This window comes from Arthrobacter sp. ISL-65, assembly GCF_018613795.1.
Classification (GTDB): Bacteria; Actinomycetota; Actinomycetes; order Actinomycetales; family Micrococcaceae; genus Arthrobacter.
On record NZ_JAGGPN010000052.1, the window covers coordinates 1 to 24,577 of the forward strand.

At 61.1% G+C, this 24,577-nt stretch carries 28 protein-coding genes and 2 pseudogenes; 16 read left to right on the plus strand and 14 right to left on the minus strand.

The window, feature by feature from the left end:
- Window positions 1–102: 102 nt before the first annotated feature.
- Both J7I85_RS21510 and J7I85_RS21515 read left to right on the plus strand, forming a co-directional pair.
- Entirely contained in the window at window positions 103–699 is a 597-nt protein-coding gene (locus tag J7I85_RS21510) for a recombinase family protein (protein WP_214857001.1), read from the plus strand.
- A gap of 1,286 nt (window positions 700–1,985) precedes the next feature.
- On the plus strand, window positions 1,986–2,363 hold the full coding sequence (locus tag J7I85_RS21515; RefSeq protein ID WP_214857002.1) for a hypothetical protein: 378 nt from the start codon (window positions 1,986–1,988) through the stop codon (window positions 2,361–2,363).
- A gap of 103 nt (window positions 2,364–2,466) precedes the next feature.
- Here the strand turns inward: J7I85_RS21515 and J7I85_RS21520 are convergent.
- Window positions 2,467–3,649: pseudogene (locus tag J7I85_RS21520) on the minus strand (IS110 family transposase).
- 321 nt (window positions 3,650–3,970) lie between these two features.
- Between J7I85_RS21520 and J7I85_RS21525 the strand changes: the two are divergent.
- Together J7I85_RS21525 and J7I85_RS21530 are read left to right on the plus strand one after the other, a co-directional pair.
- Window positions 3,971–4,354: a DUF4192 family protein gene (locus tag J7I85_RS21525; protein ID WP_214857003.1), complete on the plus strand. Its 384-nt coding sequence runs from the start codon at window positions 3,971–3,973 to the stop codon at window positions 4,352–4,354.
- Between the two features lie 248 nt (window positions 4,355–4,602).
- Entirely contained in the window at window positions 4,603–4,758 is a 156-nt protein-coding gene (locus J7I85_RS21530; RefSeq protein WP_214857004.1) for a hypothetical protein, read from the plus strand.
- Window positions 4,759–4,806: 48 nt separating this feature from the next.
- On the opposite strand, the gene J7I85_RS21535 is transcribed toward J7I85_RS21530, so the two are convergent.
- Window positions 4,807–6,258: an amino acid permease gene (locus tag J7I85_RS21535; protein WP_308159599.1), complete on the minus strand. Its 1,452-nt coding sequence runs from the start codon at window positions 6,256–6,258 to the stop codon at window positions 4,807–4,809.
- 125 nt (window positions 6,259–6,383) lie between these two features.
- Complete coding sequence (kynU, locus tag J7I85_RS21540; RefSeq protein WP_214857006.1) at window positions 6,384–7,649, minus strand: kynureninase; 1,266 nt, start codon at window positions 7,647–7,649, stop codon at window positions 6,384–6,386.
- Between the two features lie 128 nt (window positions 7,650–7,777).
- On the opposite strand from kynU, the gene J7I85_RS21545 reads away from it, so the two are divergent.
- The gene (locus J7I85_RS21545; protein ID WP_251024680.1) at window positions 7,778–8,257 is read left to right on the plus strand and encodes an Lrp/AsnC family transcriptional regulator; all 480 of its coding nucleotides are present in this window, start codon (window positions 7,778–7,780) and stop codon (window positions 8,255–8,257) included.
- A 406-nt stretch (window positions 8,258–8,663) separates the two neighbouring features.
- On the opposite strand, the gene J7I85_RS25295 is transcribed toward J7I85_RS21545, so the two are convergent.
- The gene (locus J7I85_RS25295; protein ID WP_251024681.1) at window positions 8,664–8,831 is read right to left on the minus strand and encodes a hypothetical protein; all 168 of its coding nucleotides are present in this window, start codon (window positions 8,829–8,831) and stop codon (window positions 8,664–8,666) included.
- 159 nt (window positions 8,832–8,990) lie between these two features.
- Here J7I85_RS25295 and J7I85_RS21555 point away from each other — a divergent pair, with 159 nt between their 5' ends.
- Window positions 8,991–9,281 (plus strand): DUF3846 domain-containing protein, encoded by a 291-nt coding sequence (locus J7I85_RS21555; protein WP_214857007.1) that lies wholly within the window; start codon window positions 8,991–8,993, stop codon window positions 9,279–9,281.
- Window positions 9,282–9,501: 220 nt separating this feature from the next.
- Here J7I85_RS21555 and J7I85_RS21560 read toward each other — a convergent pair whose 3' ends face one another.
- Both J7I85_RS21560 and J7I85_RS21565 read right to left on the minus strand, forming a co-directional pair.
- A complete protein-coding gene (locus J7I85_RS21560; RefSeq protein WP_214857008.1) occupies window positions 9,502–9,738 on the minus strand; it encodes a hypothetical protein in 237 nt (78 codons plus the stop codon).
- A 1,451-nt stretch (window positions 9,739–11,189) separates the two neighbouring features.
- Window positions 11,190–11,315 carry an SOS response-associated peptidase gene (locus J7I85_RS21565; RefSeq protein WP_214857009.1) on the minus strand — a complete coding sequence of 42 codons (126 nt, stop codon included), beginning with the start codon at window positions 11,313–11,315 and terminating at the stop codon, window positions 11,190–11,192.
- Window positions 11,316–11,509: 194 nt separating this feature from the next.
- On the opposite strand from J7I85_RS21565, the gene J7I85_RS21570 reads away from it, so the two are divergent.
- The 5 genes from J7I85_RS21570 (at window position 11,510) to J7I85_RS21585 (ending at window position 16,846) form a co-directional block, all read left to right on the plus strand.
- Window positions 11,510–12,697: a tyrosine-type recombinase/integrase gene (locus J7I85_RS21570; RefSeq protein ID WP_214857010.1), complete on the plus strand. Its 1,188-nt coding sequence runs from the start codon at window positions 11,510–11,512 to the stop codon at window positions 12,695–12,697.
- Entirely contained in the window at window positions 12,684–14,819 is a 2,136-nt protein-coding gene (locus J7I85_RS21575) for a tyrosine-type recombinase/integrase (protein ID WP_214857011.1), read from the plus strand. The genes J7I85_RS21570 and J7I85_RS21575 overlap by 14 nt, the downstream gene beginning before the upstream one ends.
- Window positions 14,820–15,329, plus strand: coding sequence for a DUF6262 family protein (locus J7I85_RS26045; RefSeq protein ID WP_374102515.1), 510 nt, complete (start codon window positions 14,820–14,822; stop codon window positions 15,327–15,329). It begins immediately after the preceding gene.
- Between the two features lie 366 nt (window positions 15,330–15,695).
- Complete coding sequence (locus J7I85_RS21580; RefSeq protein ID WP_214857013.1) at window positions 15,696–16,247, plus strand: hypothetical protein; 552 nt, start codon at window positions 15,696–15,698, stop codon at window positions 16,245–16,247.
- 86 nt (window positions 16,248–16,333) lie between these two features.
- Window positions 16,334–16,846, plus strand: coding sequence for a hypothetical protein (locus J7I85_RS21585; RefSeq protein ID WP_214857015.1), 513 nt, complete (start codon window positions 16,334–16,336; stop codon window positions 16,844–16,846).
- Window positions 16,847–16,997: 151 nt separating this feature from the next.
- Here the strand turns inward: J7I85_RS21585 and J7I85_RS21590 are convergent, their stop codons facing one another.
- Window positions 16,998–17,396 (minus strand): hypothetical protein, encoded by a 399-nt coding sequence (locus J7I85_RS21590; protein ID WP_214857017.1) that lies wholly within the window; start codon window positions 17,394–17,396, stop codon window positions 16,998–17,000.
- A gap of 928 nt (window positions 17,397–18,324) precedes the next feature.
- A pseudogene (locus tag J7I85_RS25300) lies at window positions 18,325–18,414 on the minus strand (SOS response-associated peptidase family protein); the annotation flags it as partial.
- Between the two features lie 154 nt (window positions 18,415–18,568).
- On the opposite strand from J7I85_RS25300, the gene J7I85_RS21595 reads away from it, so the two are divergent.
- Complete coding sequence (locus J7I85_RS21595) at window positions 18,569–18,763, plus strand: hypothetical protein (protein ID WP_374102516.1); 195 nt, start codon at window positions 18,569–18,571, stop codon at window positions 18,761–18,763.
- 208 nt (window positions 18,764–18,971) lie between these two features.
- Here J7I85_RS21595 and J7I85_RS21600 read toward each other — a convergent pair whose 3' ends face one another.
- The 4 genes from J7I85_RS21600 to J7I85_RS21615 form a co-directional block, all read right to left on the minus strand.
- A complete protein-coding gene (locus J7I85_RS21600; protein ID WP_214857020.1) occupies window positions 18,972–19,415 on the minus strand; it encodes an SRPBCC domain-containing protein in 444 nt (147 codons plus the stop codon).
- Window positions 19,416–19,456: 41 nt separating this feature from the next.
- Window positions 19,457–19,795, minus strand: a complete 339-nt coding sequence (locus tag J7I85_RS21605; RefSeq protein WP_214857033.1) for a metalloregulator ArsR/SmtB family transcription factor — start codon at window positions 19,793–19,795, stop codon at window positions 19,457–19,459.
- Window positions 19,792–20,256 carry an SRPBCC domain-containing protein gene (locus J7I85_RS21610; RefSeq protein WP_214857040.1) on the minus strand — a complete coding sequence of 155 codons (465 nt, stop codon included), beginning with the start codon at window positions 20,254–20,256 and terminating at the stop codon, window positions 19,792–19,794. The genes J7I85_RS21605 and J7I85_RS21610 overlap by 4 nt, the downstream gene beginning before the upstream one ends.
- Window positions 20,257–20,658: 402 nt before the next feature.
- Entirely contained in the window at window positions 20,659–20,796 is a 138-nt protein-coding gene (locus tag J7I85_RS21615; protein ID WP_214857043.1) for a hypothetical protein, read from the minus strand.
- A gap of 74 nt (window positions 20,797–20,870) precedes the next feature.
- Here J7I85_RS21615 and J7I85_RS21620 point away from each other — a divergent pair, with 74 nt between their 5' ends.
- From J7I85_RS21620 to J7I85_RS21630, 3 genes are all read left to right on the plus strand, one after another.
- Window positions 20,871–21,149 carry a YciI family protein gene (locus tag J7I85_RS21620; RefSeq protein WP_214857045.1) on the plus strand — a complete coding sequence of 93 codons (279 nt, stop codon included), beginning with the start codon at window positions 20,871–20,873 and terminating at the stop codon, window positions 21,147–21,149.
- Window positions 21,150–21,245: 96 nt separating this feature from the next.
- Window positions 21,246–21,662 carry a hypothetical protein gene (locus J7I85_RS21625; protein WP_214857047.1) on the plus strand — a complete coding sequence of 139 codons (417 nt, stop codon included), beginning with the start codon at window positions 21,246–21,248 and terminating at the stop codon, window positions 21,660–21,662.
- A complete protein-coding gene (locus J7I85_RS21630; RefSeq protein ID WP_214857048.1) occupies window positions 21,607–22,080 on the plus strand; it encodes a DUF5956 family protein in 474 nt (157 codons plus the stop codon). Before J7I85_RS21625 ends, J7I85_RS21630 begins: the two co-directional genes overlap by 56 nt.
- A gap of 124 nt (window positions 22,081–22,204) precedes the next feature.
- Here J7I85_RS21630 and J7I85_RS21635 read toward each other — a convergent pair whose 3' ends face one another.
- The gene (locus J7I85_RS21635; protein ID WP_214857050.1) at window positions 22,205–22,732 is read right to left on the minus strand and encodes a hypothetical protein; all 528 of its coding nucleotides are present in this window, start codon (window positions 22,730–22,732) and stop codon (window positions 22,205–22,207) included.
- Between the two features lie 476 nt (window positions 22,733–23,208).
- On the opposite strand from J7I85_RS21635, the gene J7I85_RS21640 reads away from it, so the two are divergent.
- Window positions 23,209–23,775 carry a hypothetical protein gene (locus tag J7I85_RS21640; protein ID WP_214857052.1) on the plus strand — a complete coding sequence of 189 codons (567 nt, stop codon included), beginning with the start codon at window positions 23,209–23,211 and terminating at the stop codon, window positions 23,773–23,775.
- A 154-nt stretch (window positions 23,776–23,929) separates the two neighbouring features.
- Here the strand turns inward: J7I85_RS21640 and J7I85_RS21645 are convergent, their stop codons facing one another.
- Window positions 23,930–24,496: a hypothetical protein gene (locus tag J7I85_RS21645; protein ID WP_214857054.1), complete on the minus strand. Its 567-nt coding sequence runs from the start codon at window positions 24,494–24,496 to the stop codon at window positions 23,930–23,932.
- Window positions 24,497–24,577 lie beyond the last annotated feature (81 nt).

A 24,577-nucleotide genomic window follows, 5' to 3' on the forward strand; every position in this document is an offset into this window, starting at 1 on the left:
CCAACGCCGCGGAGCGGCTCCACAGCTCATAACTATGTCTCGAAACCTGCTGGTTGAATCGGCATACTAACCATTAGTTATGAGACAGCTAGGAGGCATGCCATGCCGAAACTTATTGGCTACGCACGAGTTTCGACACGGCAGCAGTCCACGGACCGGCAGCGGGCGGATCTGCTGGCCGCCGGCGTTCGACGCGATGACCTCTACATCGACCATGGCGTCTCCGGAGCACGGGCGTCGCGACCGCAGTTCGATGGAGCACTCGACGCGCTTATGGAGGGTGACACCCTCGTCATCACGACTTTGGACCGGCTCGGGCGATCCACCCAAAACTTGCTTGCCTTCGCCGACGAACTCCGCAGCAGGGGCGCCGGCCTGCGCGTCCTGAACCTGGGCGGAGGCGACGTAGACACAGCGACACCGATGGGGTCAATGTTGTTCACGATCATGGCCGCCCTTGCGCAGATGGAATACGAGATCAGGCGCGAACGCGTTACGGACTCCATTAGCAAGCGAAGAGAAGCGGGCAAGGACCTTGGCGGCCGGCCCCGTCGGGTTACTGATAGCCAGATTCGAAGTGCTGTCCAATTGATCAACGGCGGCGAGCCCGCGGCGCAGGTAGCCAGGGACCTGGGAATGTCCCGAGCAACGTTCTACAGACGGTCACGAGCCCTTGCCGGCCAGCAGGCTGCCATTTAGCACCACATAATTCGGCCAAATCGCGCCATCATTCACACCCGAATCCGTTGCGGGAGCGGCAGCGGTGGGTGTCTTGAAAAGCTGTGCCTTTCAAGACGCTGGTGTCTTTTCTCAGCCGGATTGAGAGCGCCCGGCGAACCTCCGCGGCGCACAGCGCTGGACGCTGTGTAATGGTCCTCGCTTCGCTCGGGCTGTAGAAGCGTTTTTCTTGTTTTTGGCTGCTGTCCCAAGGGATTGTACGTGCCCGCTCCGACCCGTCTAGCCCCTCCGTGAACTCCGGGGCCTGCATGCCGGGAATTTCTCTCCGGCGCTCCTGCGTCGCTTATTTCCTCCGGGAATTTCCCGGCCCTTGCCAAGGGTAGACAGGCCTCCGTGGGCACAGCTCCGCAAGCTTCGCCAGCAGCCAAAACAACGGGGGAGAGGGGAAGCTGGCCGCTCACCTGAGACGCCCCACCCTCGCTAGCCACCGGCATAACCACGACGAGGGGCGCAACCCGGTTGGTCAGCGCACGAAGCCCGCCTCCTAACGCTTGACAGACATAGAAGCGTCGGGGTGCCCCTATGTTTTTCGTCAAGGAAAGGGGTCACCGGCTACTGGTGCATCGGCCGACCCATCTGGGCCGGGATCGCGAACCAGGTGCCCCGGTTTTCGTCTGGATGGATGACATGCTGCTGATTCTGGACGGTCCGGGGGATTTGTTAATAAAATCTTGTCCACAGTCCGGCATTGGGCGCATTAGGCGTCCGGGAAGGAGGAACAGATCACCGCTGACCCAGACCAATCTACGACTGACTTATCCGGGGAAAGCCCCTCGTCCGAGGGGCTTTCCCGTGTCTGAGAACATCCTCGAGTGGCATGCTCACAGCGGGCTGTAAGGCGCTGCGGGGTAGACTATGTTCCAAGCGACGCTCCTTGAGGAGCACATTCCCCTGAAGTGCGGACGCTGCACCACAGATTTCTTATGCAGAGGGAAACCAGTAAGAGACCGGCACATGCCGGTCTCTTACTGGTTAACTCACGGCTAAGGACATGCCCCGGCGGCCGGGTGCACGGAGTGCTCCTCGCGGGGGCGGGGTGGCCAGTTGATCGACGGGTCATCGTTTTCGATATACCCTGACGGTGGCCTTGGTGCTACAGGGTCCGGGCGCGTCAGCCAGCGGCGATGCTTGCCCGGTTGACGCAACGACTTGGGGGAGTCACGTGATAGTTCAACCTTTGAGGGACAGCCGGGAGCCGCTTCCGGAGTCCCCCGGTCCTGCCCCGGACTTCTGAGCAGCCTCGGGCCATGTCCCCGCTGGCTCTTGCCGAGTGCGATTCAGATTTTTCCGTTGACCGCGTGAGCCGGGGAGTGCACCGGATCATCCTGCGATCCAACGCACACATCACCGAGGATGAGTGCGTCCGGGCAAGTGCGGAACTGCTGAAGCTCACCGGAGGAAAGCCCGGATCCGTCCTTTTGCAAATCACCGGTGTCGGTTCCGTCAGTCGTGCAGCGATCAGCCTTTGCAGCGGAGGAACCCCGCTCACAGCGTTCGCCATCCTCGGTCGTACTGCCGTGGACCGCGTCATCGCCCATTCCCTTATTCGCCTGGCCCCGCCCGAATGCCCCGTCACGTACTTCACGGACGAAGAAGAAGCCGTCATCTGGCTCCGAATGTGGTGACCTTCGACAAATTCCGCCACCCGGATGGGACGTTCGTCCTGACCGGGCAGCTGCGACGGCTGCCGTCGCCCTGCGGGTCCGGCTGAGGCGCTAACGTCGTTCGTCAAGCGGCCGTGGCACGGGGCTGGTAGATGGTCCCGTCCCGAAGCATGGCGTAGAGGGTGTCACAGCGTCTTCGGGCCAGCGCCACGAGGGCCTGGTTGTGGCGTTTGCGGTCGTAGTAGGCCCGGCAGACGGGGTCCTTGAGCGAGGCGAAGGCGGACAGGTACAGGGCGCGTTTGAGTGCCTTGTTGCCTCGGCGCGAGGCGTGGTCGCCGCGGATGGAGCTGCCGGAGCGCCAGGTGACGGGGGAGAGGCCTGCGTAGGAGGCGAGGTGGCCGGCGCTAGCGAAGTTCTTGCCGACGACGTCGGTGAGGATCCGTGCGGCCGTCCTGACGCCCACCGCCGGCATGGATGTCAGGACGGGGTGAAGAGGGTGGGCCTCCACGAGGGCCTCGACCCGGGCCAGGACCTTCGCCCTGGCCTCATGGATACCGGCCAGCATGCCCGCCAGCTCGGGCAAAACGATTCCGGTGGCACTGGTCCCGACGACCACGACGTCCTGTTCATCCAAGGCCGCCACGACCTGCTCCGAAAGCCGGTTGAACATCTTCGGTGCAAGCTTCCGCAACCTCGCCGCGATGCGTTTCTGCCCAGCCTTCCGGAGAGCCTCGGGGGTCGGCCAAGTGCCGATCAGATCCAGCACCGCAGGGTGGTCCAGGCGCGGGCCGAGCACCCGTTCCAGGGCCGGGTGGATCTGGGTGAGCAGCCCACGGATCCGGTTCGTGACAGCGGTGGCCTGCTGGGCGAGGTCGTCATCGAATCCGCACAGCATGGACAGTTCGGCCTGTTCCTCGTCGGCGACCTGGACCGCGCGCAGGGGTGTGCGGCATGGTCCTTGCTGCTTCGGCAATGATGAACGCGTCCCTGGCATCAGTCTTCGCCTCACCGGGGTGCAGGTCCGCGATCCGGCGCATCGAGAGGCCCGGCAGATAGCCCACGAGGACGCCGGCGGCTTGCGCCACGGCGACCGGCAGCGCGCCGATGGTGGCGGGCTGGTCCACGACCAGCAGGATCCGTCCGCGGGATTCCAGGTCCTGCAGGATCAGCCGGAGCCGGCCCTCATCGTTCGGCAGTGCCTGATCGAGCAGCTTAGCGCCGCTCCTGTCCAGTGCGACGGCGTGGTGATCGCCTTTGCCAACGTCCAGCCCGATGAACACATCAATGGTGTCGTGGTTCTCGATCATGCAGCACCTCCGGTCGCAGCGGTTCCTGGTCCTTGTACTGACCTGAGGTGGTGTCGAAGCCCGGCATTCACGTTACGCACGACGATGAGTTCTGTCTTGCCCCTATCAGCGGTCTCTCCGGCACCTGCCGGTCCCGGTGGCTTCACCCCGTGGATCATCAACGACAGAGAGAGGCAACCGTGCCGGGACCAACAGGCCAGCACACCCCAATCCTGCCCAGAACCGGGGTCTAAAAAACAGTAACGGGAGAGGGGAAGCTGGCCGGTCACCAACCGCACCCCACCCACCACATCCAATACTCAGCAAAGGACAAACAACACCATGTCTGAATCATTGAAGTTCACCGGCCCCGCCGACATCCTCGCGTACATCCCGCACGCCCTGGGGCTCCAGCCGGAGGAATCCTTCGTGCTGCTGACCCTGAACGGCAAGCGTCTCGGCGCGACCCTGCGCGTGGACGCACCGGCCGAAGCGGCCCCGGCCGACTACGCCCAGACCCTCGTGTCCTACCTCTGCGCGGACGAGAACGCCACCGGCGCCATCCTGGTCATCTACACCAACGAAACCGGCCCCGACGGTGACCGCCCCTACCGGGACCACGTCGACGCGCTAAACCGCGAACTCGCCTTCGCGGAGATGCCCCTGGAAGACGCATGGATCATCACCAGCAACCACTGGCGGGGCTCATGTGCGGCAGACATGTGATGTCCAAGGCCACGGGCGACCTTCTGAGCCACTTTGACGCAAAAGAGGTGGAGGGGTTTGTTCTCTGCTCTGCTTCCATCTCCTTGCGACAGGTTCTATCCGCGCGTTCCGCTTCTGGCAGGAGTTGCGCTGCGTCGGCGTTTTCGCCTGAAGCTGTCGTGCGTTCGTCCTGTGCCCAACTCTCTGCCTCTCGACTGTGGCCACGGACGCCGTGGGCTGAGGGCCCGGGAAGCATTCAGGTACTGTACATGGAGGTTGCGAAAGAGCCCCGCTTCGGCGGACTGGACCCCGCGCATGATGGCGGAATCGTGCCGGTGGCCGGAAGCATCGGTAGCAACCTATTCGACGGTGCGTTCGATGCCTGCATGCCGTTTGGTGTGGCTTCGTCGTTCATGCGCCACTGAGCGTCCTCGCTGTGCACGTTGGAAACACACCGGCTCAGGTGGTTTAGCTCACCTCTTGGCATCAACAAGGGGCATATCCGGGGCGTTGTCCGGCTCACTTCGGCGGCCTTCCCCCGGGGACCGGTTGGCCCTGCGGGCCTGGACGCGGCGCCTGATGAAGTATATGGCCGTGACCAGAGCCGTAGCTGGCATGCCGAAGATCAGCGTCATCTGGAAGGCCTCGGTGAACAGGGTGCTCACCATGATCGCCAGCATCAGCAATGCGCCTACGACGGTGCCGACGCGGGAGAGTGGCACTTTGAAGCTGAGCGTACGGCCGGTGCGGGCGGCATGGCGCCGGAAGAACCAATGCGTTACGAAGATCATGAACCAGGTGAACATGGCGCCAAACATGGACAGCGCCATCATCAGCGTGAAGGCCGTAGCGGGGAACACCGCGTAGGTGACGGCGGCAATGGCGATACCCACGCTGGAGACGATCAGTGCATTCAAAGGTGTGCCGTTGGGGCGCACCTTGCCCAGGAAGGCCGGCGCGTCCCCGCCGCGGGAGAGGCTGAACATCATCCGGGTGGAGATGTACAGCTGGCTGTTCATGGCGGAGAGCGCGGCAATGATCACCACAAAATTCAGCACGCTGTCCGCGCCCGGAATGCCGATGACCTGCATGACCGTCACGAACGGGCTGCTGCCGGCCATGATGCCGCTCACCGGGGCGATTGCCAGGACCAGGGCCAGGGTGAGGATGTAGAAGAGGAACAGCCGGACGATGGTGGTCTTGAAGGCCTTCTTCACCGCCTGCTCCGGGTTCTTGGCCTCGCCGGCTGCCACCGCAATCATTTCGATGCTGAGGTAGCTGAAGATGGAGACGATGACGGCAAACCACATCCCGGAGAAACCGTTGGGGAAGAAGCCACCCCCCGTCGTGTAGTTGTGGAAACCTACGCCGCTCTTGTGGCTGCCAAACACCACGTAGGCGCCCAGCAGCACAAAGCCCACAATGGCGAAGACCTTGATGCTGGAAAACCAGTATTCCAGGGTGCCGAACGCCTTGACGTTCAGGGCGTTGACGCCAATCAGCACGGCGGAGAAAAGGACCACCCAGACTAGCGGCGGCGCTGTGGGGAACCAGAATTGCATGTACTCGCCGACTGCTGTGACCTCCGTGCCCACCGCCAGCACAATGCAGGACCAGTACATGTAGCGGACCAGATAGCCGGCCAGCGGGCTGATGTAGTGCTCCGCATATGCCCCAAAGGAGCCGGACGTCGAGTGCTCCACTGTCATTTCGGAGAGGCTGGCCATCAGCATCAGGGCAATCAGCCCGCCGATGGCGTAGCTGATAATCACGCTGGGGCCGGCAAAACCAATGGCAAACTTACTGCCCAGAAACAGGCCAGTGCCAATGGCACCGCCCAAGGCGATCATGGACATCTGCCGGCCGGTGAGCTGGCGTTTGAGTCCGCCTTCTCGCTGCTGGATCTTTTCAAAGCTATCTGCCACTTGGAATACCTCGTCTTTGAGTAAGCACTGCATTTCTTGGCTGTGCGGGATTAATGGGGCCCGCGATCCCGCGGGCCCCAAGGTTTAGCCAACCGCCGTTGAGCCGGTGTTTAGGCGATCAAGGTTCAGGTGACGGTCAACCGCGAGTTGAACTCCGGCCGATCCCATTCCCTGGTCTCCAGGATGTCGAACAGGGCATCCACGGCGTCGTATACATCCGTGTAGCCCAGGTACAGCGGGGTGAGGCCAAAGCGCAATACGTGCGGTTCGCGGTAGTCGCCTATCACGCCGCGGCCAATCAGGGCCTGCATGATCCCGTAGGCCTGCGGGTGCGCATAGCTCACGTGGCTGCCGCGCCGGTCATGGTCGGTGGGTGTGACCAGCTCCAGCGGGTGCTCTCCCTTGCGCGTCTCCACAAGGGAGATAAACAGATCCGTCAGTTGCAGCGACTTCGCGCGCAGCAGCCCCATGTCGGCGGCCAGCGTGATGTCCAGCCCGCACTCAATCATCGCCATCGAAACCATGGGCTGGGTGCCGCACAGGTAGCGCTGAATGCCGCCGGCGGGCTCGTAGGAATCCTCCATGGCAAACGGGCGGGCGTGGCCCCACCAGCCGGACAGCGGCTGGCGGAACTTTTGCTGCAGCCGCTTGCTGACCCAGATGAACGCGGGTGATCCCGGGCCGCCGTTGAGGTATTTGTAGGTGCACCCCACGGCAAAATCGGCGTCTGAGGCGTTGAGCTGAACGGGCACAGCGCCCGCAGAGTGTGCCAAGTCCCAGACGATCAGCGCACCGCGTTCATGTGCCAGTCCGGTTACCGCAGCCATGTCATACATGGCACCGGTGCGGTAGTTCACATGGGAAAGGGCGATGACGGAGACGTCGCCGTCCAGTGCGGCATCCAGCGGGAGGTCTTCGTCAATGAGGCGCAGCTCGTAGCCTTGGTTGAGGAAGTCGATGATGCCCTCGGCGATGTAGATATCCGTGGGGAAGTTGTCCCGTTCGGTGAGGATCACCTTGCGCTTCGGGGCGGCCTCGCGCTGGATGCGCAGTCCGGCCGCGATGGACTTGAACAGGTTCAGCGAGGTGGTATCCGTGATGACAACCTCGTCCTGGCCGGCGCCCAGCAGCGTGGCCAGCTTGTTGCCCAGCCGTGCCGGCAGTCCAAACCAGCCGGCCGTGTTCCAACTGCGGATCAGGCCCTGGCCCCACTCCTGCCCGATGACTGTCGTGGCCCGTTCCATGGCAGCATGCGGACGGGCACCGAGCGAGTTGCCGTCCAGATAGATGACGGCTTCCGGCAGGTCAAAGGCATCGCGGAAGTGCGCCAGCGGGTCCAGATGATCCGCAGCCAGGCATTCGTTCCGGGTGCGTGGCAGGGATGCGTCCATGAGCGCGGTCCTAACTAGAGAAAGGTGTATTCGGAAAGTTGATTCAGGGTAGAATCTGGCGCAATATTGGTACAATAGAATTGAATAGTTGCCCAGAAATACGTGGTGAAAGTGTGCCGAATTCAGTCTTGACCGGCTCCTCGCTGGCTGTGCCGAATCCGATTCGGCTCGATGAAACGGACCGTTTCATCCTGCATGAGCTGATCGAGGATGCCCGGATTCCGAACAATATTCTCGCGTCCAGGGCGGGGATTGCGCCGTCCACATGCTTGAACCGTGTGGGCGCGCTACGAAGGGCCGGCGTGATCAAGGGCTTCCATGCCGAGGTGGACCTTGAGGCGATGGGGCTGATCGTGATTGCGCTGATCTCCGTGCGGGTCAGCCAGCAGGCGCGCAACCGGATGCTGGAGATCGCGCAAAAGCTCCGCTCTATGCCAGGGGTGCAGAGTGTTTTTCTGCTAGCCGGGGACCGGGACTTCCTGGTCCATGTGGCATGTCGGACACCGCAGGAGCTGCGTAACTTTATCGCCGACCATCTCGGGTCGGACCCGGCCATCGCCAGCACCCAGACCAATTTGGTTTTCGACCACCTCACACCCGGCGGCTGAGTGAAGGCTCAACCCGCGGCCTTGATTCGGTCTCGCGCCACCAGCGCCAGAGGAAGTGCCCAGCCAGCGAATCATGTCTATCTGCGCTTTGTCCAGCAGCTTGCCATCGCTGCCCCCAGGCCGCGCTCGAGGCATGATCCGGGATGATTCCGTGGCGTTGCCACGCCACGGCGAAGATGGCCAGACGCCCCACGGCGTGCCGGTGATGACGAAGAAGACGAGGATGCGCCGGACGACCATGCGGATCACTTTGTCGACTCCGCCTGGGGTCCTTGGTTCGGCAACGGGAACGTGGATGGCGAACCAGAAATCGAAATTCCCGATATCCCGCACGCGCACGTGGTTGCTGTCGGTGAGCGCCACCGCTCCGATGCCAGGGCCCCTCATGGTTATCTGGGCGTTGATGCTACTGGGCCCGTGCTGCTTCGGGGACAACCTGGGCGGGGGTCCAGCGGAGGTGGGCGCCGGCGGTGTCAGCGTCCGGCTCCTTCAGAAGGGACAACCGCGGGCGGTCCGCGTCCGTGCGGGCGCGCTCAGCGGCTTGCGGCGGCCGGCCTGGAACTGCGGAATCCACTGGACCCCGGGTCCTGGTACCCCTGCTCGGCGGCCACATGCAGGGTCCACTGCGGTTCGTACAGGTGCGTGCGGCCCAGCGCAATTAGGTCCGCCCATCCTGCCAGGAGGATCGAATTGACGTCGTCGTAGCTGGTCCGCGCTGATCATCCCCGCCGACATGAATGAACCGGCACGGGTCGAAACCATCAATGCCGGACTGGAGAACCTGCAAACCCTCGTGGCCGGGAACATCGAAGCCGTGATCGGGGAGAACTGGCACTTCTACCTGAACGAGGAAAGCAAGATCCTGAATCTTGCGCCCAACCGCCGCGCCGCACACCTGGTCCTTGAAGAAACCGGAGTTCTGACCGCCGTGTACTGCGGGAGCGTAGTTTTCCTGCAACCGTGCCGGGACCAACAGGCCAGCACACCCCAATCCTGCCCAGAACCGGGGTCCAGAAAACAGTAACGTGCCCCTATGTTTTTGGGTCATTCCCCGGCTGTTCGATTGTGTCGACTTGATCTGAGCGCACTCCCGGCAGAGCGGCGGAGCTGCTTTCTCCGCCGGGGATCGATCGGCGCTAGCCGCGGGGCTGAACCTGCACCAGATCGACGTTCTTTCCGACGGCATAGCGTCCGATCGCGGCGGCCGCGCCTACGGGGGCCCAGAAACCCAGGGTTTCGATGGTCTACCCTAATCCCAGGGGGCCTCCGAGAACCCAGAAAACCAACGTCGGTGCCGCAAAGAAGACGGCAACATGGACCCATTGATTGAGCGCGGGCCGAAGCAAGTATCCGAGGATCCAGGCCGGAGGTGCTGCGAAGACAAGAGCAATCCCGAACCCGTACCACAGCACCGTGACCGCGATTCCCGCCACATTGTTCTGCCCGCTCTCGGACTGCGGCGCGGCGATCAGTTCCTGCACCACCACGATCAGACATATGGGAACAACCCAGAGGACAACCGATATGAACCGTCCCTTGATGAAAGCAGAAGCCGAGAACTACCCGATGGCGTCCTGGCGCCTTCGTAGCCGATGAATGCTCAACTCCTGGGTCGTTGTTGTTCACTGGCTACACCCCGTTCCCTTTGCCCCACTTCGTGGCTACACTAGCCCGGTCGCCCGGACCAGGGCCGGTGCAGGCTACGCTGATGGGATTACTATTGCTGGATTTCTTGGGGGCGCAATGCTGAATTATTTACGCGAAAGGCAGGAAGCGCTAAACGCTACTCCTGGGCGACGTATCTATAACTTTGTCTCTGCTGCCGTGATCCTTGCGGTCATGGCGGGGGTATTCACGGGCCTCGCACCTCTATGGATTTTCTGGGCGGCCTTCGCCGTGTCTGTCGTGCTGGACGTCTTTTTGACCAGAAAGTGGATCAGAGAAGATGCGCTCAGGGATTTCCGGGCGGGTCAGCCTCAGTAAGGTTCCTCAGCGGGCGGCCTCGGAGTGCGGGGGCGCCAGTAGTCGGTCAGGAAGCCGGCGAGCATACCGCCCAGACTCAGCGCCAGCGTGGGCCAAAGCCGGTGGCGCTCTCGTGAGCGCGGACCTCGTCCAGGGTCTGGCGGGGGTGCTTCCGCTTCCCGAACCGAGGGTTGCACCTCCCGGGGACGCCGGTCAGGACCAACCTGCTCAGGCAGAACCATCCAGCGTCAACCTTTGACGGAGCCAGCTTCCCGCCCATAACGCTTCCCGAACGAGACGGCGTTCAGCACAGAGCAGTCTCGCAGGGCGGGAATGCAGCCACCAACGCCAGCAGCGGCCAAACCCGCCAGCAGGAGAACCCGGAGGCAGCTGACGCCATTGATCCGGCACAGGGCCGGCATCACAAGCTCTACTCCGCACACGTCCCGCCGCTACCCGGTCGGGCGGAGCCCCCTTCAGAGCCGTCCGGATCCACACGTTCGTTCAAGTGCAGGCCGCCCTGTCCGAGGCAGCGGCTTCGGGCGCCAACGGATCAAGTTTGGCTCAAGAATGATCCGATCAACGCTTAAAGGACGTATCGCGCCCGCCGCCGCGGTAATTTATTTGCAGGCATTCAGCTTTCCCCCAAGAGCTGAAGCGTCAGGAGCCCCTGCGTTTAGGCCGTTGAGCTGGCGCAGGGGCTCCGTTTCACTGCAGCAAGCCATGCGCGGAAGGCCTGTACGTTGATGTCCATCCGGAGGATCAGGCGTTGCCCGGCGCCGGCTCGATGAGTTCCGGTCCGTCGTTCCGGACCATGTTGACGCGGTCGCTGACCACCCGCGGGGTGAGGACCGGTTCCGGCATGGCATCGAGCAGTTGCTGAATGTCCGCCTTGTCCGTGGTCCCCGGGTCCAGCCAGTGGCGTACATGTCCGGGGGCACGATGACAGGGGACCGGTCGTCGACATGCCTTATCTGGGGGTAGCCCAATGGTGAGTCACGTGGGCGGTCGTGGTGAGGATGGTGCAGCTCAGGAGCCACCTGCCGTATTCGGTCTTCTCCCACTCGTAGTACCCCTCGGCCGGTTTATCCGGCATAGTTTGCGGCTTGTCTTTAACGTCTTCAGAGAAAGGAACTCCTTTCAGCATCCTCTCGAAGACTGAGTTATCCGGTATCCGTCTTAACCGGATTGGCACCGAATTTCCGTTCATCGTTCACATCGAAGTCCGTTCCAGTTGGCCTTCCCAGCCAAGGATTCCTAGTGGGGAAAGCGGGAACAAGGAGCTGGTCGATGGCGAGAGTTCAGCGGGTTCTGCTCGATGGAGCGGAGACTACGTGGACGGTACTCGGAGACGACTTCCTGCCGATCCCAGACATTGAGCTCTATCTGGAACATTTAAGGCAGACGGGTCACTCGCCCAATACCGTCAAGTCCTATTCGCGTTCCCTGCAGCTGTGGTGGGAGTTCCTGGTCCTTCTCCGCCGGCCGTGGGAACAGATTCAGATCGAAGACCTGTCGGCATTTCTGGCCTGGATCCGGATCGGCGTGCCACCGGGCATCACTGTCCTCCATCCGACGCCAGCCACCTCCAGGATTGCCAATTCGACTGCCTCTCTAAGGATCCAGGCGGTGCGGTCCTTCTACGTGTTCCACCAATGGCGGGGCCACGACTTCGGCACGATCCTGTACTCGGATCGTCCGGCGCAATCGTCTTACGAGCCCTTCTTGGGGCATACGCGGCGGCGCCGTCACCGGGGAGCTTCGGTCAGCGTGCCGAGGCGGAGGTTAAGCGCTCCTACTCTCACGGTGAGGCAGATCGATGCGATCAAGAACCACTGCGGCCGTTACGACCCGGAGGTCGGGAGTTGGAGCGGCTCGGTCCGGGACCGTTTGCTGTTCACGTTGCTGGAGGAGACCGGGCTCCGGCTGGGCGAAGCACTCTCCCTGCAGCACCGGGACTGGCACGCCGGACGTGGAGAGAGCCCATACATAGATGTGGAGCCACGAGAAAACCACCCGCATGGGCTGCGGGTCAAAGGCTCGAGATACCGCAAAATTCACATCTCCGACGGCTTGGACAGGCTCTACGCAGAATACGTGTGGCAGCTGTGCGAGGCCGGAATGGATCTGGCTGTGCCGTCCATGGATGACGCATATGTATTCGTTAACCTGCGGCGCGGGCACGAGTTCACACCCATGCGTGCAGAGACCGTCTATAAGCGGGTCGCGCGGATCCGTAAGGCTCTGGGACCGGAGGTACCGCCGAAGTGGACGCCCCATTGGTTCCGCCATACCCATGCAACGGCAATGCTGCTGGCCGGAGCCCCTCTCCATGTGGTGAGCCGGCGCCTCGGGCACGCTGACGTTCAAACGACGCTGGACATCTATGCCTGGGTCAGTGAAGACGAGGAACTCCGCTCCCTGGCCGACTGGCAGAAGCTGACTGAACGATGGAGGATCGACGATGAAATCGGCTGACGCGCGAACCCTCGAAGTGCTGACCCAAGGCAACGCAAACCCCTTCAGTATCCAGGCGAACCTGGCTTTGACCGATCAGGTTCCGGATGATCTACGGCTCCTTCACTACACCCGGAGCACGGTGCCGGCGCAGTACCTGCCCTACTTTGCCTACTACCACCCCAAGATCGGCAACATCCACCTCGATGGCCTGCCGGAAGTCATGCAGCGGGAAATGCAGTACGTGATTTGGCGGATCGTGCAGGGCGGCGGCCGCGTTCCGTGCGCATCGATGGGACTGCTCCTCCGGGAACTAGCAGAGACCTCCCGACGCCTAAAAGCCGCCGGGTTGCCGTGTGAGAGCCTCACGGACCGGACGCCGTCAGCGTGGCGTAAAGAGCTCAGTACTACCTGGGCCAAGCGGACCCGGGAACTCCCGAATCCGTCAACACTCCGGACGATGGCCGGATCTCTCGACCGTGCAGCAAAGCTGTTGTGGTTCGCCTATGATGACGGCCCTTGGTGGAGACGTGAAGTGTGGTCCCTTGATCTGGACCCCGGCATCCCCAGGGAACGCGACGTCCCGCCCCGCGGACACGCTATTCACTGGCACGAGGTCACGCCTCTGTGGCTCCGGCGGGGCGGAATGTTCTATGTGAAAACGGCTCTGGAAAGACGCGAGCTGGCCTGGGCAACAGCGAGCCAGCGGCAACACAGCATTAAGGTCTTCGGTGAGTTCCTCGTGGAGCGCAACGTCGACACGCCCCTGCTGGCCGATGCTGCTGAGGGGCGGCGGGCCCTCATGCTCGACTTCCTGTCCGAGAAAGCCTTCAAGACCAAAACCGGGGGAAAACGGGAGCAGTCTGGCATCGGGATGATGGCGGCTGCGGTCCGCGGCTTATATGAGTTCATGGTCGACCAGGGGGACGACGCAGCCCGCGACACCGGGGACGGCAGGTGGGCAGAGCTGACCCCCGAATACTTGCGGCTCATCCGGCCGGGCGACCTCCCGCGGAAAAAGCGGAAGGAGCCGCTCGACGAGACCAGGCTCTACTCTGACCACACCATGTCCCAGATCGCGCTCCGCACTCCGCTCCTCGGCCTGCCCGGGGCGGAAGGAGGAGTGGGCGACCCCCAAGCAATGAGAATCCTGCTGCTGCTCATCGCCACCGGGCGTCGCGCCAGCGAAATCTGCATGCTCGACGCTAATCCGCTGATTCCAGTGCCCGGAGTCGATCAGCCGGGCTCTGAGAGGATTGCGAAGCTGCGGTACCAGCAAACCAAGATTCAAGGCGCCCCGGAAACTATTTTTATCGACTCCGAAGCGATAGAAGTCATTGCCGAACAGCAGCGCTGGCTCAAGGACCACTTGGAACGAAACCTCATCACGGAGCCGCCGCAGTACCTCTTCATCAGGAATCACAACAACCTGCACAGTCGACGCCCCTACAGCAGCCAGGTCTTCCGCCGCCAGCTGCAGAAACTTGTCGCCCTTGCCGACATCCGGGACGAGAACGACAAGCCGCTCAAACTCACCAAAACTCACAACTTCCGTCATACCAAGGCAACCAGCCTCCTCAACGCAGGCGTCCCCCTCCACGTCGTGCAGCGCTACCTCGGCCACACGTCACCCGAGATGACCATGCACTACGCGCAAACACTGGACGCGACCGCGAAAGCCGAGTTCCTCAAGTACCGGAAGCTCACATCGGACGCCACTAAACCCAACCTCGCCGCAGAGGACCTCTACGACTTGATGGCGCTCGATGCCCGAACAGACCGAGTCCTGCCCAACGGCTGGTGCACACTCCCGCCCGCGCAGACCTGCGGAAAAGGAAACGCATGCTTGACCTGCGACCTGTTCGTCACCGACGAACGCTTCCTCGGCGTCCACGAGGGCGAACTGGTTGCACTCGACACCCTGATCGAAAAGCGTCAAGAAGCCCACAAGGAACGCACCGGTGAGCCTATGAGCGAGAACCACGTCTGGCTCACTCTGCGACGAAGAGAAAAACGCGCGCTGGAAGGAATCATCGAGTCCATCAAAGACCCTGGCTCGAGCACCGGACCCGTCTCCGCAGCCGGAACGACCGCCAGAGTAGCCTCGGACATTCAACGCGCACCCCGACAGGTCACCGGCTAAATGAGCAGGGGCAACACCGACAACCTCAAACGGGCAGCACGACTTAAGCGGCAAACCGCCATTGCCAAAGCGGAAAAGGGACTACGCCGACTACTCAAAGAAGGGCGCCCCATCACCTTCCAAACGGTCGCAGCCGAGGCGGGAGTTTCAAAGGACTTTCTCTACCGCACAACCGACCTACGCGAACGCATCATGGACCTGCGCCAAAGAACAGCACCTCGGCCCAAACCATCGCAGCCCCATATACCTGACCCGGCACAGGCAGGGACAAGCAGCATCATCAGAATCCTGACCACCAGGCTCACCGAAGAACGTGCCAACAACCGAAAAAGAATCTCGGAACTTGAAGCAGCCCTCGCGGCCGCCCAAGGCCAACTCCTCCAGTTGCGTCGACTCACCGCCACCCAATCCGATCCAGGGCATTCGAGCCCGAACACGAGCTGCCTATGCTACGAGGAAGGGAAGTGTGGCCCTGAATCAAGTCGTCTTAGTGGTCTTGAATCACGTTGACATATTCACTGTTGGTGCTGGGCACCTCCGTAGGCGTTGCCCAGCTATTCAAGGCGGGCGAAGTCCGGTCATGCCACCTGCTTCAGCCGACTTCCCGTTCACGGCCAAGGTGCCGTTTTGCGCCCCTTCAGTGGACAGCCCACCGGCCGGGGGCTACGGTATGCCGTCTCACGGCAGCAACGCTGGGACCGGCCAGACAGCGGTAATCCTGTTGACGGACCGGCTTACGGGACCTTATGCGGACTGGCCTTCTTCGGACTGCGTTAGTCAAGGAATTGCGACGAGAATCCCTGCCTCCAGTTCAGTCTTGGAGATCCCAAAAGAGGCGTAGGGTAGCCATTAATTGGGGGAGGTCAGGCAAAGCCAATGAACCAGCCGACAATCGAACCGACATCCCGTAGCCGGTTAGAGAAGGTTTTTGACTCTAACATCTTGACCTTCGCATCTTCACTGCTGGTCATATCGACGGTGATGAACCCCTTGATACAGGAGCTAGGCTTTTGGCTGGGCCTTGCCGTTACCATCGCGATCATCGCGACCCTCACGATAGTCCTCTCGCTGCCCCTAATCCCAGCCAAAAAACGGCGGGTAGCAATGGACGCAGACAAAGGAATTTTCGAGTGCGCCCATCGTGAGAAGGGATCAGCGCTTAAAGGGAGATGGGCCCAGGGGTACGCAAAGGCAGAACCGGGCAGACTCCTATTTCAAGCAAAGACCGGGATGACCGGTCCTGCAACTGGACCTATTGAAGTCTATTCAGCGCTAACTTCTCTGGCTGAACCCACAAAAGCACCTTGGGCAGTATTCCCGAGAGGAAAAATCATCACGCTGAACACGGACAAAGGTGTGATCGAACTGGCCACCACTCCCGGAAGCCTGGTGTTACTCAGAGAACGATGCCTAGGAGAAGTCGCCTAGCCAACGGTCTCAGTCTCCGGTAGAGGTTCCCACAGCGGGGACATGGTCAGAGCCACCGCTGGCTTCAGAGCTGGGAAACTGGGTTTGTGGAGAAACCGATCAACTCGCTGACGTTCGTTGAGAATGAACTGGAGTGGACGGAGTCGAGGTTCCGTTTGTTCCGCCGCCGGCAGGAAATCAAAGTCCGTGCGCCCATTCACGAAATCTACATAGATGGCCTACCGTTGCTCGCCCTAATCGAACCCTCCGAAGCAGATGACCCCAATCGCCGGATCCCCCTGCCCTGGTCGGATCAATCTGAAATGTTCTTGGAACAACTGAAGGAACTTCTTGGCGGCCCGGTGCCAGCGGACAGGAATGGACGAGCATGGCTCCTGTATTGCCAATGTGGAGACCCCGGCTGCGGAGGCCTAAGCACACGAATCAGCATTACGGACAAAACTGTCACTTGGTCTGACCTCGGGTGGGATGACATTTTTGGCACGCCAACGGAACCTGTAGAGATCGACAGGACGTTCGTATTCGAGCGCGCGGAGTATGAAAAGGCGCTCCACGCCCTCACCAGACAGTTCTCAGGAACATCGGATCACAAACTCTGAGTCCGGCAGCCCTGCTGCTGGCCATGGCTCTCGCTCGGGTCACGCGCGTAATTGGGCTAGTCCATCAGAACTATTCCGGTAGCGGGTTCCCTGTGGGCATGAAGCGCTAGGCTGCCGATGCCCAGCTGAGATTCGAAGTGTTGGAACTTCTCTATTTCCTGATATGGGGTTCCACGCCGTGATCCAACTGCGCCCACAGGCGGTCACGCTCGAGTCCGGTTACAGCGGCCGCGTCAAAGCTTGCTTCCAGGCTGGTGAGAGGGTCGGTGGCGACAAAGTGCCCGCGCCGCAGTTCCTCAGCAACATGCCATTCAGGACCGTAGTCCTCTTCGAGATAGTCGTGCTCACCGTTCAGCCAGTGCACCTGCGACCACATGCGCTCCTCCTTGAGCCAGAGGAAGGGGAACGATCGCATGGGAGCGACGCCGGTGGTCACCCACCCCGTGGTCTCGCCGTTCAGGGACAGCTCCCACACAGCATCCCGAAACGCGTCCAGGCGCGGGTCCTTTGGCCAGTCCGTGTCGTCGAACCACTTAGTTAGCCATCCCATGAATTAGTTGTACCAGCCCACAACGACCCCGAACGACCGATAGCCATGGGAGCTGATGGGGTCCTCCATCCAACCCGATGGAGGTGCTGCTGCTCAGTGATCTGACTTGTCCGTCTTCCCTTTTGGAGTAGACCAAGGAAACTGGCCCGGTTGGGGTTCCCCGACGGGCCAGAGGTTTTCCCGCACGTTACTTCGGCTGGCTTCGCCGCGATAGTTTGAGGAGCCGTTGCTTCAGGGTTCGCCCGGGTGCCCTAAACGTCTGCCGCCAACCGAACACCGTCTCCTCCAATGAGGCTTCCTCGTCGCTCCTCGCAAGCCAGGACACTTCGTACTCCTCAAGGACGTTAGCGGCGTACTCATCGGTCACGATATAGGAATCTAAGGGACCTTCTTCCCGCGAGGAACTCACGACTTCAGTCCAATGACCAGGGGTTGGGTCTGGATAGAAAAGGATCAGCCGGTTCGTGAACTTACCCTTCGTAATGACGCCAACGCGGCCCTCCGGCTCCCAAAATGATCGGTCAGCTAGCAAAGACCGCCGGTTCCCCCAATCGCGAATTCCTCCCGCAGTCATGACACCTCTCACGTCGGAGTTCCAGCTATGGCTCAATCTAATGCCGACCACGTCCAAGGTGCCGGCACATGAGCGCGGGATCCACGAAGTAGACGTGGAAGGCAGCACCGATAGGGGGTTCCTCATTCAAGAGAAGTTGTCCGTACCTGGTCAGCCCCAGCGTAGGGCTTCACAGCTAAGACGGCATGTTCGGCAGGGCGGACGCCTCAGAGCCAAAGAAACTGGGATGGCTAAGACCCGCCACGTTAACGCAATGGAGGAATTCTGGTAGGTCCGGACGATTTCCGTTGTAGACATGTCTTCAACGGTCCTGACCTGCTCCAACACCGGAAGTGCTCCCTCTACTACCGGATAAGCCGGCACCAGCGCACGCCGCTTCAAGGCGGCGTTGCGGAATGACGGTTTCTCCAAAATCGTCTCGCTGCGGGCGTTGATCACCAAACTTCTCTGCACTAACTAGGGGCCCGGTTTACTGACGAAGAACTTCATCGGGGGACGGGACATAGCTGAGGGCAAATTTCACAACGGTCCAGTCTCTCGGTACGAGGCAACCTACACCGACATTGTCGAGTACAACCGCATCGTCACGACGTACGACATGTGGCTCGACGGGATCCACACGTCGACGTCAGTGGCGTCGTTGGAGTTCGACCCGATCGACGAGGGCACCCGATTCACCCACGTCGAGCACGGTGTCTTCTTCGACCAGTTCTGGGCTGACAGCGACGTCCGTGAGAAGGGCACCCGGGGCCTGCTCCAGGCTCTAGGCAACTACCTCGCGTTGGGCACCTAGCGCACCTGTCAGCGACCGCTCACGCTCTCCAAAACCGAAAACCGAAAACCGAAGCGTGGAGCATGTTGGCCGCTTGACCGGGGTTTTGCATGCCGCTTTCCGCAGCTGTCTTCCGACAGTCTCGTATTGCGCTGCTTGCCTAAGCCCTGCGGTTGAGCCCGTTTAGGAGTTTTATGGATCCTCGTTATTTGCGATCTCTTCAACCCGGTCAGTGCCAATTGGAGATCTTGAGGTCGTACGGCTCGGGTGCGCCGGTGCCCGTCTCGACGAGTTGCTTTAGGCTCACCAGGAACGTCGCCCACTTAGTGCTGCAGTGGTACATGAACTCGACGGGCTCCCTCCAACCCTTGTGGGCGAACAGGATGATGGCGTAGTCGCCTTCCTGTTTGAGGTCCCACCGCACCGTCGTGCCAATCCATTCGGCGGGCCCGTCGGTAACCTCCCAGAGCACGCTCCGGGAAGGATTCACTTCGAGCACCTTCATGTCGAAACCGCCGGGCTCGAACCGGAACTCTAGGGTCCCTCCGACCTCGGCCCGGCCCTTTGTGTCAGTCGCCCACCAGCCCGACAGGCCTTCGAGCGTGGTCAGGGCCGCGTACACCTCATCCACTGACGCCGACTTCATCCCGACTCTATGGAGTATGTCCACCATGTCGATTCCTCGTCTCGTATATTGCTTGCTTTGGGAACGGTTTACTTTTCCTGGCGGCGCTGAATCGCTTCGGCTATCCCCTTGATCCGCCGCAGGCGGGCGTCCCAGGTCGACCCGACGTCCGCTAACTGGGCGGCCGCGCGGGCGAGCTGGGCCTCGTCGACCTGGTAGCGCTTCTCGCGCCCGGAAGGGGTGACATGAACCAGGCCGACGCGATCCAGGATCACCAAGTGCTTCGAGACGGCCTGACGCGTCACCGGCAAGCGCTCACTGAGAGTAGTGGGCGTGCCGGCGCCCTCGGCGAGCAAGAGGTCGAGCATCCGGCGCCGGGTGGGGTCCCCGATCGCTGACCAAAGGTCGTCGTCGACTGCGACGCTCATGGCGTCGACACCAACCTGTTGATGTAGTTGCCGAGGCTGGGCACGAAGATGTCCCAACCCCGAACATGGTCGGCGTATGCCGCCTCGAGAACCGCGGTCTCCCACCCCTTCTCTCGGAAGCCGGTCTCTTTCAGTTGGACCACTGTGCCCGTGCCGGACGGCACGAGCTCGAAGGTCACCAGCAACGAGTTCGTAGGGGTCGCCACGGCTGCATCATCGTAGACCCACCGGAACGAGAACAAGCGAGGCGGTTCCGCCTCGACAACAGTGAGCGGCTGGATATGCGGCTCTGCTGTATCCCTGCCCCACGCGATCTCGGCGACCGCGCCCGGGGTCGCCGATATATCGGTCTCCGCGCCGTTCCACCACTCCCTGATGTGCTCTGGACTGCTGATTACCTCGAAGACGATCTCTGGAGACGCGTCGACGTAGATCTCTCGCTCGATGCTTCCAAATTCCATGAGCTTCCCGCTTTCTGCAACGTTTGGTTGCAGATCAACGTATCTCAGGCCGACTTTTTACGCAACCATTAGTTGCTTATATTTTTCGAAGCCCTGACCACTGTCACACCGACCCATCCGAGAGCTGGCCGAGTAAGGAACGCGGCCTGCCACAAAAAGGGTGCCCGTATGCCGGTCACTTAGCGGGTTTAAGGTTCCCTGACCTGTTGCTTTGCTGCTTCGGCATCACTGTTTTCCGGGTGGCCGGGTATCCACTAGGAAGGTCGATCCCCTCCGTGCGAAGTTGCGTGGTCTCCAAAACAGCTCCGCGGATCAGGGGAACGAAGACGGCGGCCAGTACGCCGGCCACAAGCAGTGAACGCCACGGCTGCGCAATGCCGGCTGCTTCGGCGGCAGATCCCATCAGTCCACCAGCAGGATGAGCCAGAAGATTGCCCAGTCAGCCAGGAGCCTCCGTTTCGGCGGCATGCCGTCGAGCGAGTCTGGCGGCCAGGACTGCCACTCGTACTTGTTACCGTCATTGCCTGCCCCGTTGGCCACAGCCATAGAGTAGCGGTGCTTCAACTGATACAGTCTCGGCATCGTCAGATGGAGTGGGAGCTAGGAGCGGCCACATGGAATTCGTCGTGATGTATAGCCTCAGCGAAGGCATCGATCTGCCGCGCGTTCTTGAAACGTTCCCCCGCCACAAGGCCTACTATGAAGCGTTCCAGGCCGGCGGCGGCGGGCTCCTCGCGCTGGGCCGGTTCCAAACAATGGATCCGGCCGGTGCGTCGATGGCGATCCTCACCTCGCGCGAGGATGCTGAGCGCTTTGTCGCCGGTGATCCGTTCATTCTCGAGGGGCTCGCCGTTCCACGAATCCTTGAGTGGAACGCCGTGCGCTTCGATTAGCGCATGGCCACAGTGGCAACTCGCCGTTGCCGATGGGCAGTTAGCCTGGGTCCTATGACCTGACCGTGAGCGCCTGAGGCAAGGAGCCTGGTTCCGATGGAGGATCTGAAAATGTTCGCTGCCGAACTTATCCCCGGTCTTGTCGACGCCGGGACGGTCCGTGTTGAGTGGGCGGGGCCCGTTCCAGCGGTGTTCATCCGGGCCAGCGAAGACGGCGGGGAACCGAAGGAATACCGCTTCGCCGAGTCGCTGGGCGAGATCGCAGCCGCCATCATCATCGACGAGGCGATCTGGCGCTCCACCTGGCCTGACTGGTCGTTGACCGCCGCGTCCATCGCCATGTTCTCGGTGCACGTCCAGGAGGCCATTGCTACGGCACCTGCAGGGGCCAGCATCCTCCGCCTGGTGTCAGGTGGGGTCATCGCCGTTCAACAGCGGACATGCCAGAGGAGGCAGTATGTGGGAATCAGTTCCCGAGGGTGGGCCGGGCGAAGGTTGGGCAGAGCTCGATGAGAACGGCTGGGGCGCCCTGATCGGCTGGGCCGCGGGACCGAAGAACCTTCGCAGGGGTCCTGCGGCGAATGACAGCGCCAGGACGGTCACCGTCACGAGGACCGACAAGGACGGCACAGTCACCGAGTCCACCGAAGCGTTTACAGCCCGTGACCGGCAGATCGTGGAGGAGGGAGCCAACTCGTACCTGGCCGATGCCGGTGTGGAGAAGCGCCCGGGAGGTTTCCGTTGGTTCATAAGGCTCCCCGGACAGTTCTCCGCCTGGGAGGAACTACGCGCTGCCATCACCGGAGCTGTCTATGCGAGCGAGCCCCAGGCGGTCCATCCGGCTGAGGTCGCACCCATCATGAAGCAGGCTATGCAGCGCCTGTATGCCGGTCAGGAGTATGAGCACAGCAGGCCACGTCTACCTCATTAGGGGAACGGCAACCGGAACGGTTGCCGTTCGGTATAGCCCAATCGAAGCTAGTCACCCGAGCGCAACGGCCAGGCCGTCAGAAAGCGCCAATAGAACGAATGCACCAGCTGGTCACTGGGCCGTGTCAGTGTCCAGGCGTCGTCGCTCGGCGGTCGAGGCGGCTGCTCAAGATCACCCGGCCACGGTCTAGGACCTCGCTGATAACACGCTGCTCGTGATCATCGAAATACGGGCTGTAGTGCTCACCTGGTGGAGCGATGCTGGGGAGATTGTTGCCGTAGAAGAGTTTGTCGTAGCACTTGTCCGCTTCTCGTCCTCGGTCATCAAGCGATGCGTTCACGCTGCGTGCAATGTCGCCTAGGAGGTTCCATGCATTCAGCAGCTGCGCGCAGACGTCATCCGATGCCGGCAACTGGAGAAGGTCTTCGATCCCGTCAAGGTTCTGAGGTTCCTCGTTTCCTCGCTCCAAGGTGAGGTTGTGCTGCCGGGCCAAGTCCGAAAAGTCCTCTTGGGTGCGGGCCCACACGATCTGGCCCATATAGACGAGAACACCGTCAGTGTCGCCTTCGTCGCCAGCCTCGTCGTCCGTTTGCCACACGAGGCCAAGCCTCTGACCTTGAAATTGGATCCAGTACGGGTACGACATCCTCATCCGCGAATCCTATCTGTCGAGTCCGCTTACACTTACGATCGGATTACCGGGCGCCGAACGTCTTCCGGAGACTGAGGGCATTGGCTAGGCGAGGGACCGCGCGCTCCGCAATCTACGGGTGCCCTTTACTCGAGTTCCGGCACATCACGTAAGCAACGGCGAGAATGAGAAATGCAACTGCTAAGACGACTTTCAAGTAGTAGTCCGAGGTTCCCATCGAAACGTCGCGGACAACTTTTACTAACCAAACGATGGCATATAAGGACCATAAAACCGTAAAGAACAGGAGGGTCTTAGGGCTTTGTCTCTGCGGTTTCAGCCGGGCTCGGTTAGCCTCATGGTGTCAGTCATTCGCAGCCAAGCATTGCGCGGCCTGCCAGGTTCCGCTACGGGAGCATCGCCTTCATTGCTCTCGAACCGACAGTCTCGATGAGAGTAGGCCAGGCCGACAAGTTCACCGTGCAAGGATAGCGGGCATGACGCCCACATCTGAGTACTTGGCCAAAGCTATTGGTGCCGCAATTGGCGGAGGTGGTGCGCACCAATATGAAGCGACATCAACGAGCCAGTACGGTAAAGACATTGAGCAGTGGGGCATTGTGGTCATTCCAGGAACGTTCTACTGGTCCTCCAAGAGCTTGCGCACAGGAAGAATTCAATCCTTCGATCCACAAACTTTGTCCTTGCACGACGGCGAGGAGTCAATATCGCTAACTCTGGACAGAATTCCTCGGTCTTTTCCCGAGGCTGTGATGCTGGCGTTCCCGCTCTCGCTTCCTATTTGGGGCCGAGACCACGATGAGTACCATCCCGTCTCAGTAGAGCAGCAGGAAAACGATGTATTGCTCATGCTTCGTCACCAGACGGAGAAGGCTCTTTTTGGCTCCTACACGTTCGACGGCGAAAGTGGGCGGGCAAAACGGCTCGTCACGCCCACGCAAGTTCTGCAACAAGAAGTGAAACTTAGCAGCACCTCGAATGGTGCTGGAGTGAGCTTCGGTTTCGTCGCTGGATCTGACACGAGCATTCAGGATGGCCTTTAGGGAACCCTCACCGGGCGGAAAATCGGCTCTCCGCCGAGACTGGCCAAATGTGGCCACGAAGTCGTCATCAGAGGGCAAGTGGCGTGACGCTAAACGGCGAACTGTTTCCGTCCGAACGAGCCCACGGAGGGTTCTTGTTTTTGTACAGAAGTTCTCAGAAAGGACCAGTGTTGCGGTCGATATGGCCAGGGAACAGGCTCAGACCTGCTTCTCCGGTGGCTACTTCCAGGTCTCCCTTGTCTGTGCCAATTGCTGCGATTTTCCAGGACCGCTTGAGCTCCGCCGGCCTCTTCGGGGGAAGGTCGAGCAATCCGTAGGAGGACAACTCGCTGAACTCTCGCACAAGCCCCGTGGGGGATCCCATCTCGCCAAACAGGGGTCGGAATTTGATAATTCCATCGTTCACCTCGGCGAATCCCTGTTCCCACCTGCTGCTCAGCGAACCGGGGAGAGCCTTGGGGTAGCGGATTGCACATTCGATCAGTCCGCGCTCAACGTCCCGGACGAGACGAGCCTCCCGCTTCGAGGCTGCCAGTCGCGCGACTACGAGTGTAAAGGCAGCGATGATGGCGACAGTGAGTGCAACTGAGGGCCAGAAACCGAGCGGTTCACGGAGGATGCTGGAGACCAACATGCCAACGAGGAGAACCCACCAGTACGATCGAGTGAGTGCCTTTTCCCACCTTCCGAGCGGCGAGGGCTTCTTTATCTCGGCTGCCATTTTTTGATCCTAGCTCGCACTGATACCCGGCCGGAGGAATTAAATCTTGGACGTTTGGGCAACGGCGGATTCAGGCGGTCA